The sequence below is a fragment of the Segatella copri genome, from assembly GCF_009494835.1.
Taxonomy (GTDB): Bacteria; Bacteroidota; Bacteroidia; order Bacteroidales; family Bacteroidaceae; genus Prevotella; species Prevotella copri_F.
In genome coordinates this window covers 1-8,406 of sequence record NZ_VZBE01000030.1, presented here as the reverse complement: position 1 = coordinate 8,406, position 8,406 = coordinate 1, and the positions used below count along the sequence as shown (strand labels likewise).

Here is an 8,406-nt window from a genome sequence, read left to right as displayed (position 1 = left end):
TGCCTATTAAATATATATATAATATAAAATAATTACTTACAATTTATAACCATGAAAAAGGTAACTATCGCGAAAAAAACTGAATACTGAATACTGAATAACCTTTTAGGCATTCTAAGCCCTGGTTATAATAGCAATCACCAGTCCATCATAACCCTTGCCAAAATAACTTTTTTCAAAACTTTCTCCCGAAATCTTGTAGTTCTTCGTCAATTTTGGAGTTTTTTAAGACTTGAATAACTATTGAGCCCACTTTAAAAAGTAAGGCCTGTTTAAAATGTTTATATTTCACGAAAATAATCTCTGCTTTATGCTGTTATTTGGAATATTTTTCGTATCTTTACACCATCAATTAAAAGAATGACTATGTTTAAAAAGACAGATCCGAATCCTCAGTTAGATATATTCACGGCTCCCTCAATGCTGTTAGGAATTCGTGCTTCAAAGAAATATTCTGACCCCAACGCATGGCATAACCAGTTCTATAGCCTCGTGACAACCAAGATTGATGAGGAGATATTCAAGCCATTGTTTCCAGAAGGCAAGAAGAGCGGCCGCCCAAATGCTTCCATCCGCATACTCGTGGCTATGTCTGTCTTGAAGGAGGGATTCGGTTGCAGCGACGAGGATCTGTTTGAGAAGTGCGAGTTTGACCTTCTTACCAGAAAGGCTCTCGGCATGGAACTTCTGACTGATGTAACCCCATCAATAGATACCTATTATCTGTTTCGCCGCCGCATCTGCGAATATCAGGAAAGAACTGGCATTGACCTGATGCAGCTCTGCTTTGAGCAGCTTGCTGGCAAGCATGTACACCTTCTCAAGATATCAGGCAAATGCGTCCGTATGGACAGTAAGCTTATCGGTAGCAATATCGCTCGCCAGTCTCGCTATGAACTGATACATACAACTCTGGTCAAGTTCCTCAAGACATGCACGCTTACCCATCTCTCCCCAGAGCAGGAAGAACGGGCAAAGGAATACTTGAAAGAGGATTCCTCCAAGACAGTTTACCGCTCTGACTCTGATACGCTTCAGAACAATCTTGCCAGAATTGGTAATTTCATCATGGAGATGCTGGCAGTTTTTCCAGCTACTTCTCCTGCACATGATCTTCTTCTGCGTCTGTTTGAAGAACAGTATGTCGTAATGGACGGAAAGGCTGTACTTCGAGACAAGAAGGAGGTAAAGGCAGACAGTCTTCAGAATCCTAACGATCCTGATGCAACCTATCGTGCCAAGAACGACCAGAAGGTGCAAGGCTATGTGACCAACATCACAGAGACTGTAGAGGAAGGCAAGCCTAACATCATCACTTCCGTTCAGGTTGAAACTGCAGTATTTGCAGACTGCCATTTCCTTCAGGAGGCTGTGGAAAACAGTGAACGTGTCACGGATTCTACGATTGAAGACCTGTATGCAGATGGTGCCTATCAAAGTCCAGACAATCGAGAGTTTGCGAAGAATCACAATGCCATGCAGCTCAAGACAGGTAAGATGCAAGGTGGCTGTAGATGGGAACTGATACCACATGACGAGGATGGTCTGACCGTCAGGGAGATTGCTACTGGCAACACCTATGAGGCCGTCAAAGCCGTCACAAAGCAGGGCTCCAGAAAACGTTGGAGAATCCCATGGAACAACAAAACCGGTTGGCGTTACTTTGAAGACAAAGACATTAAAGCCTATCAGCTAAGGAAGCAGATAGAAAGCCTTCCTTTGGAGGAGCAGCATAAACGGAATAACGTTGAAGCAGCCATGTTCCAATACAGTTTTCATACACGTAATGGCAAGACCCGATACAGGGGCTTGCTCAAACATCGTATGCATGCATATAGCAGATGTATGTGGATGAACCTCCGAAGGATGGTAATATTCCAGATTTCAACATTTCAAAGATCGATATTTGCCCTTTTCGGGCCTATCAGAGAAGCTTTCGGCTCTTTCAAAGCGATTTCTCGACAGATATTCACCAGCGGAGCCGATTGCTATGTTTCACTCAGAATGACCACACTGGTCAGACTGGATTCAAAATATGCTCCTTTTTAAAGTGGGCTCATGACATTGATTTTTGGAACATGAATAAAAGTTTATCTTTTTCGTTCATGCGGATATTATCAGAATAATCGCCTTTTGTTATTTGATACCCGCATGGCTTGACCATAAAAACGCCTAAGCCCTTAGTGTATGAACTTACTTCTGAGGCGTAGTCTTTACTTGTATTTAATGGAACTTTCCCTTTAATATGACACCACTCATTATTGCAACTGATGTCTTCAATCTCAGACATCATTTTTTGCAAATCTGTAATAGCTTTGGAACTTGCCGCTTGGGGTATCTGCAACTCAAAACAGAGCATCGGTTCGAGAATGTCCACACCTGACTGTTGCAAGGCCAGCCTGAAGACATAAGGGGTCAGCTGTCTGAAATCAGCAGGTGTACTTACCGGGCTATAATACTCGGCTTGAGTAAAAGTTACTTTCAGATCAGTCACTTCCCATCCATGTAAACCAGATTGGCAAGACATACGAATCCCTTCAAAAACGGCATTTTGAAAAGAATGGTTCAGATAACCATAGGAGATGTCACTTTCGATTTGCAACCCTGTCCCTAACGGCAAGGGTTCAAGCGTCAGCCCTATTGTGGCCCAGTAAGGGTTGGGTGGCACTTCGATCTGAATAATCTTATTGACCTTTTTTACAGGTCGTTCTTTGTAGATAGTCTTGATCTCATCAAAATGGACCTTTACGGAAAATCGTTCTTCCAGCAATGTCTGTATGATTTCCTTTTGTGTCAAACCATATAACGAGATTTCCAATTCATCACTATATGAGTTTATGGAAAAGGACAAAGACGGGTCTTCAATCCACAATGTATTCAGAGCGGATATCACCTTGCTTCTCTCTTCGGGCTTATTTGGCCGGACGGAGGATTTGAGAGCGGGATGCTGATGAGATAATCCTTGAATCAAACAAGGTTTAGCACCTAAATAATCTCCGATTCGAAAATCTTCTATATCTTCTACAATCGCGATATCATTGGCACCCACTTCATCAACATTTATCTCTCTGCCCTGATAAATAGTCTTTAGATTTTTAATCTTGATGAATTTTTCCGAATCGTTGATTCTTACAACGTCTCGAAGTCTCAGACTTCCGTCAATTATTTTAAGAAAACTTCTTTTATGCCCTTTGGGGTCATGCTCTATCTTATAGAGATAAGCTGAAAGTCTGTTTGAGACTGATGCCGGAGGAAGTATAAAAGAAGAAATGGCGTCCAACAACTCATTGATACCGATATTGAACATTGCTGATCCATGTAGTACCGGATAGACTTTGGCTTTTGCCACAAGATCGATTATCGTATTCCAATAATCAGCCGGTGAAATTTCGCTATCCGCCAAATATCGTTCTAATATATTGTCGTCATGGTTGCATACAAATTCTTTGTATTCTTCCTTTATATATGTTTGGGAGCAAATCGGATAAACCAATCCATCGACAACAGTTTGCATAAACAGGACATCTTGAGACAGATTTGTTTTTATATCCAGATACAAACGCTCTAAATTCACACCGTCACGGTCAATTTTATTGATAAATATAATTGTCGGGATTTGCAGCTTTTGTAAAGTACTGAACAGCAACTTTGTCTGCGCTTGTATGCCTTCCTTTGCGGATAAGATGAGGACTGCTCCATCAAGCATTTTGAATGTCCGCTCCACTTCCGCAATAAAATCCATGTGTCCCGGAGTGTCAATGATATTGCATTTCACTCCATTCCAGATAATAGATGTCGTAGAAGCCCGAACAGTAATTCCTCTACGTTTCTCTATATCCATAGAGTCTGTTATGGTGTCACCATTATCCACACGGCCGCACTTTTCCGTTGCTCCACTGGCAAACAGCAGATTCTCGGTTACGGAAGTTTTTCCTGCATCAATGTGAGCAAGAATTCCTAAATTTATAATATTCATTTGGATTAAGCAATTATATACTACAATAGATGCATTGTCGAAACGCACCTTTTAATACCTCCTCGTAGCATGTGAGAACTACAGGATTACTAACTCGTATTAATATGTATATTATTACTGCCGCATAACGATTACCTTAATTCCGCAACACTTTGATTTAACTTTATTTATAAGTTCCTGAGCAACAATAAGTTGCCTAGGATTTTGCCGTGTCAGATTTTTCACTTATCTTAGTGTTGCAATTAGAAAACAAGCGTAAATCGTAACAAGACATGGCAAAGGTACAAATAAAATCTGAGAAACTCACACCTTTTGGAGGATTTTTTTCAATCATGGAGCAATTTGACTCCATGCTTTCACCTATTATCGACCAGACACTTGGTCAGAGATGCAGCAGTATCATCGGATATCAGTTCAGCGAGATAGTCCGTTCGCTGATGAGCGATTATTTCTGTGGCGGCTCATGCGTGGAAGATGTAACGTCACAACTGATGCGCCATCTCTCGTATCATCCGACCTTGCGCACATGCAGCTCTGATACCATCCTCAGAGCCATCAAGGAACTGACACAGGAAAACATCTCCTATACTTCCGACCAAGGCAAGACCTATGATTTCAATACTGCAGACAAACTCAACACATTGCTTATAAACGCTTTGGTTTCTACAGGCGAGTTGAAGGAAATTGAGGAATACGATGTTGACTTTGACCATCAGTTTCTTGAAACGGAGAAGTATGATGCAAAACCGACCTACAAAAAGTTCCTCGGCTACAGGCCTGGCGTATATGTTATCGGTGACAAGATAGTCTATATCGAGAACAGCGATGGCAACACGAATGTGCGTTTTCATCAGGCAGACACTCATAAGAGATTCTTCGCTCTTCTGGAATCCCAGAACATCCGTGTAAATCGCTTCAGGGCAGACTGCGGTTCCTGCTCGAAGGAAATCGTCAGTGAGATAGAGAAGCATTGCAAACTTTTCTACATCCGTGCCAACCGATGCAGTTCGCTCTACAATGACATCTTTGCTCTGAGAGGATGGAAGACGGAGGAGATTAACGGCATCCAGTTCGAACTCAATTCCATTCTCGTTGAGAAATGGGAAGACAAGTGCTATCGTCTTGTCATCCAGAGAAAAAGACGCAACAGTGGCGACCTTGACCTGTGGGAAGGCGAATACACTTACCGTTGTATTCTGACCAACGATTACAAGTCATCGACAAGGGACATTGTTGAATTCTACAATCTGCGTGGCGGCAAGGAACGTATCTTTGACGACATGAACAACGGATTCGGTTGGAGCAGGCTCCCCAAGTCGTTCATGGCGGAGAATACTGTCTTTCTTCTGCTTACTGCATTGATACACAATTTCTACAAGACCATTATGAGCAGGCTTGACACCAAGGCTTTTGGGCTCAAGAAAACGAGTCGCATAAAGGCTTTTGTCTTCAGATTCATCTCCGTACCTGCCAAGTGGATCATGACAGCAAGGCAATACGTGCTGAATATCTACACAGAGAACCGCGCTTATGCAAAACCCTTCAAAACTGGATTCGGATAAAATCCGTTCCTTATGGTTTTAATCTGCGTATTACCTCAAGTCGCATTGTGGGGGAAGGGGAAGGTGTGCAAAAATCGGACAAAATTCACGCTCATACTATCATGATGCATAGTGTTCAAGCTCTTTACTGCGATTGAGATTGCGATTGAGATTGCTTGCGGATTTGAGGAAATATTAAGTCAGAGTCAAAATATTAAATCATAATATTGTTGAATATATGTTCGTTACTGGTTGCTGATTTAAAATTTTCTTTTAAAATATTTGTCTATTTCAATAAAATAGCCTATCTTTGTTGGCAATATGACTAAGGAAGTGAGACATGATAATAGTTGTAGGTTCCGATTGTATCCCAATAAGGAACAGCGAGAGTTGATAGCCAAGACTTTCGGCTGCTGTCGTTGGGTATATAATTGGGGGCTCGCCATGCGGAAAAAGGCATGGGAGGAGGAGAAGAAGTCTCTTTCTTTAACTGATATTCAGTCTCAACTTCCTGCTATGAAAAAAGATGCTGCAACATCTTGGTTAAAAGAAGTCGATGCAAAGGCCTTGATATTTTCACTCCGTTGTATGGATACTGCCTATCAGAACTTTTTTAAGCATCAAAGCGGTTTCCCTCGATTTAAGGCAAAGTATGACAGGAATCAATCTTATCAAACTTATCAGGACGTATCTTTCTCTTATGATAAAAGCAAATTATATTTGCCTAAAATGAAAGAAGGTATCAAATGTATATTTAGTAGAAAGATTGAGGGGAAAATCAAGACTTGTACCATTAGTCGTAATCCCGCTGGTGAATACTATGTTAGTATTATTGTAGAGACAGAAGGTTCTTATCCGGAACCACCTGCAATAAAACCGGAAACCGCTGTTGGTATTGATGCAGGTGTTAAGAACCTAGCAATATTATCAGATGGTCAAAAGTTCCCTGCTAGTGATAAGTTTAGAAAGTCGGAACGTCATCTGGCTCATCTGCAGCGTATTTTGTCTCGAAGGACTAAAGGCGGAAAAAACTGGGAAAAGGCACGAGTAAAGGTTGCTCGTGCTCAGAATCGTATTCGCAATCAACGTAATGATCTTATTAATAATGTCGTAGCAGATATTATTAAGAAAGGTTATGAAACTATCTGTGTGGAAAATCTTTCAATCAAGGATGGTATGTTGCAGGACAAGAAACATGGTAAGCATAATAAGCAAAAACGTTCTCGCAATAAGCTTATAGTTGATGCAGCTATGGGCATGTTGCGTATCAAGCTGCAGCAGAAATGTAAGTCGAAAGGAATCAACTTCATCAAAATTGAACGTTATTTTCCTTCTTCGAAGACTTGCCACTGTTGTGGAAAAATATTTAAAGGTTTACAGTTAAGTCAGCGTTCATGGGTGTGTCCTTCATGTCGTGCAAAGTTGGATAGGGATGTGAATGCTGCTATTAATATTAAAAATTTTGGAATTAGCAATAGTTCCCTAGGGAGGTGTACCCCCGAAGTAAAGTCTGTGGAGCATCGTAAGCAGAAACGAAGAAATGCCAAAAGCAGTGACGTTTCAGATGTAGAGAAGCAGAAATAAGAGAGCTCTAACATTGAGCAAATGCCTGTTATACAGAATAATATTTATCTGAGGATGAACATGCATTATGAATAGTGGGTAAGTACAACGACTTGGTATCGCAGGTTTGGCTACCAGGATGAACATGCATTATGAATAGTGGGTAAGTACAACCTCTGACGTATCTTATTCTTATACGCGTCAGATGAACATGCATTATGAATAGTGGGTAAGTACAACGATAATTTGCCATATTGATTTGATTTTGAGATGAACATGCAGTCTGAATTAGTGACTAAATACAACATGCAGTCGCTATCCATTCGGCTGACGTCTGATGGCTTTACTTTCAGAATTTTTCATTAGGCAAAATGTATATTACGTATTTGTTCTTCTCTACATATCTTGTATATCCTCTAAGATTCAGAATATGCAGATGGAATTAGTAAAAAAATAATTGATAGTTAATTATGGATAAGACAATAAATACAACGCTCATCATAGGAAATGGGTTTGATTTAAGTATGGGTAAACATACCAGTTATAAGGAATTTTATGAGAAGCTGGTAAAGAATAAAGGTTTTTGGGATACCTCAAATCCGCAACCTATAGGGTTTCGTGGGAATTTACTTGTAAAACGACAAAAATTCTTTTATTGTACATATTCCTTGGGCATAACAGAAACGTCGTAAACACAAAATTCCCTTACCCCATAAAGCGACTTGAGGTAATACGCCGGTTTAACCAGAAAAGCATGGCCTTTAACCAAAGTCTGTCTTGAACAGGTTAGCATAAGCATTGTTGTCTGAGTAAATGTTCAATACATGCCTACGTGATGTCTTAATCCATTTCGCAGGAACAGAGATGAACTTGAAAACAAAGGTCTTGATTCTGCTGGTGGCACGCAATCCAAATTCATGGGTTTTCAATCTCTGCATAATAGCTTTGTAGAAGTTTCTGATGAGAGCTGTCATAAGCAGGAATACAGTATTCTGTGCCATGAACGATTTTGGCAATCGATTCCAGCCAAAGCCATTGTTCATGTCATCGAAGATGCGTTCCTTGCCACCACGAAGATTGTAGAATTCCACGATGTCTCTTGCACTCGACTTGTAATCGTTAGCCAGTATACATCTGTAGGTATATTCGCCTTCCCAAATGTCAAGGTCTCCATCTATTCGCCTTTGTCTCTGTATGACAAGACGATACGGTTTTCCTTTCCATTTCTCAACAAGGATGGAATTCAGCTCAAATTCAATACCATTGATTTCAGTTGGATGAAGAGACAAATGTTTCATCAAGTGAGTTGTAACATCCTCAATACAT

General features: G+C 40.6%; 6 protein-coding genes. 4 read left to right on the top strand and 2 right to left on the bottom strand.

Features of this window, described 5'->3' with window-relative positions; genetic code table 11:
* The first annotated feature begins 420 nt into the window (after positions 1–420).
* On the top strand, positions 421–2,049 hold the full coding sequence (locus F7D47_RS05215) for a transposase (protein WP_228113383.1): 1,629 nt from the start codon (positions 421–423) through the stop codon (positions 2,047–2,049).
* Positions 2,050–2,056: 7 nt separating this feature from the next.
* Here the strand turns inward: F7D47_RS05215 and tet(Q) are convergent, their stop codons facing one another.
* Positions 2,057–3,976 carry a tetracycline resistance ribosomal protection protein Tet(Q) gene (tet(Q), locus tag F7D47_RS05210; protein ID WP_153085172.1) on the bottom strand — a complete coding sequence of 640 codons (1,920 nt, stop codon included), beginning with the start codon at positions 3,974–3,976 and terminating at the stop codon, positions 2,057–2,059.
* Between the two features lie 272 nt (positions 3,977–4,248).
* Between tet(Q) and F7D47_RS05205 the strand changes: the two genes are divergently transcribed.
* The 3 genes from F7D47_RS05205 (at position 4,249) to F7D47_RS15090 (ending at position 7,772) form a co-directional block, all read left to right on the top strand.
* The gene (locus tag F7D47_RS05205; protein ID WP_153085171.1) at positions 4,249–5,538 is read left to right on the top strand and encodes an IS1380 family transposase; all 1,290 of its coding nucleotides are present in this window, start codon (positions 4,249–4,251) and stop codon (positions 5,536–5,538) included.
* A 300-nt stretch (positions 5,539–5,838) separates the two neighbouring features.
* A complete protein-coding gene (locus tag F7D47_RS05200; RefSeq protein WP_153085170.1) occupies positions 5,839–7,101 on the top strand; it encodes an RNA-guided endonuclease TnpB family protein in 1,263 nt (420 codons plus the stop codon).
* 449 nt (positions 7,102–7,550) lie between these two features.
* A complete protein-coding gene (locus tag F7D47_RS15090) occupies positions 7,551–7,772 on the top strand; it encodes an AbiH family protein (protein ID WP_153085169.1) in 222 nt (73 codons plus the stop codon).
* Between the two features lie 69 nt (positions 7,773–7,841).
* Here the strand turns inward: F7D47_RS15090 and F7D47_RS05190 are convergent.
* Positions 7,842–8,406: transposase (locus F7D47_RS05190; RefSeq protein WP_153085168.1), on the bottom strand; the 565-nt coding region annotated here is incomplete at its 5' end.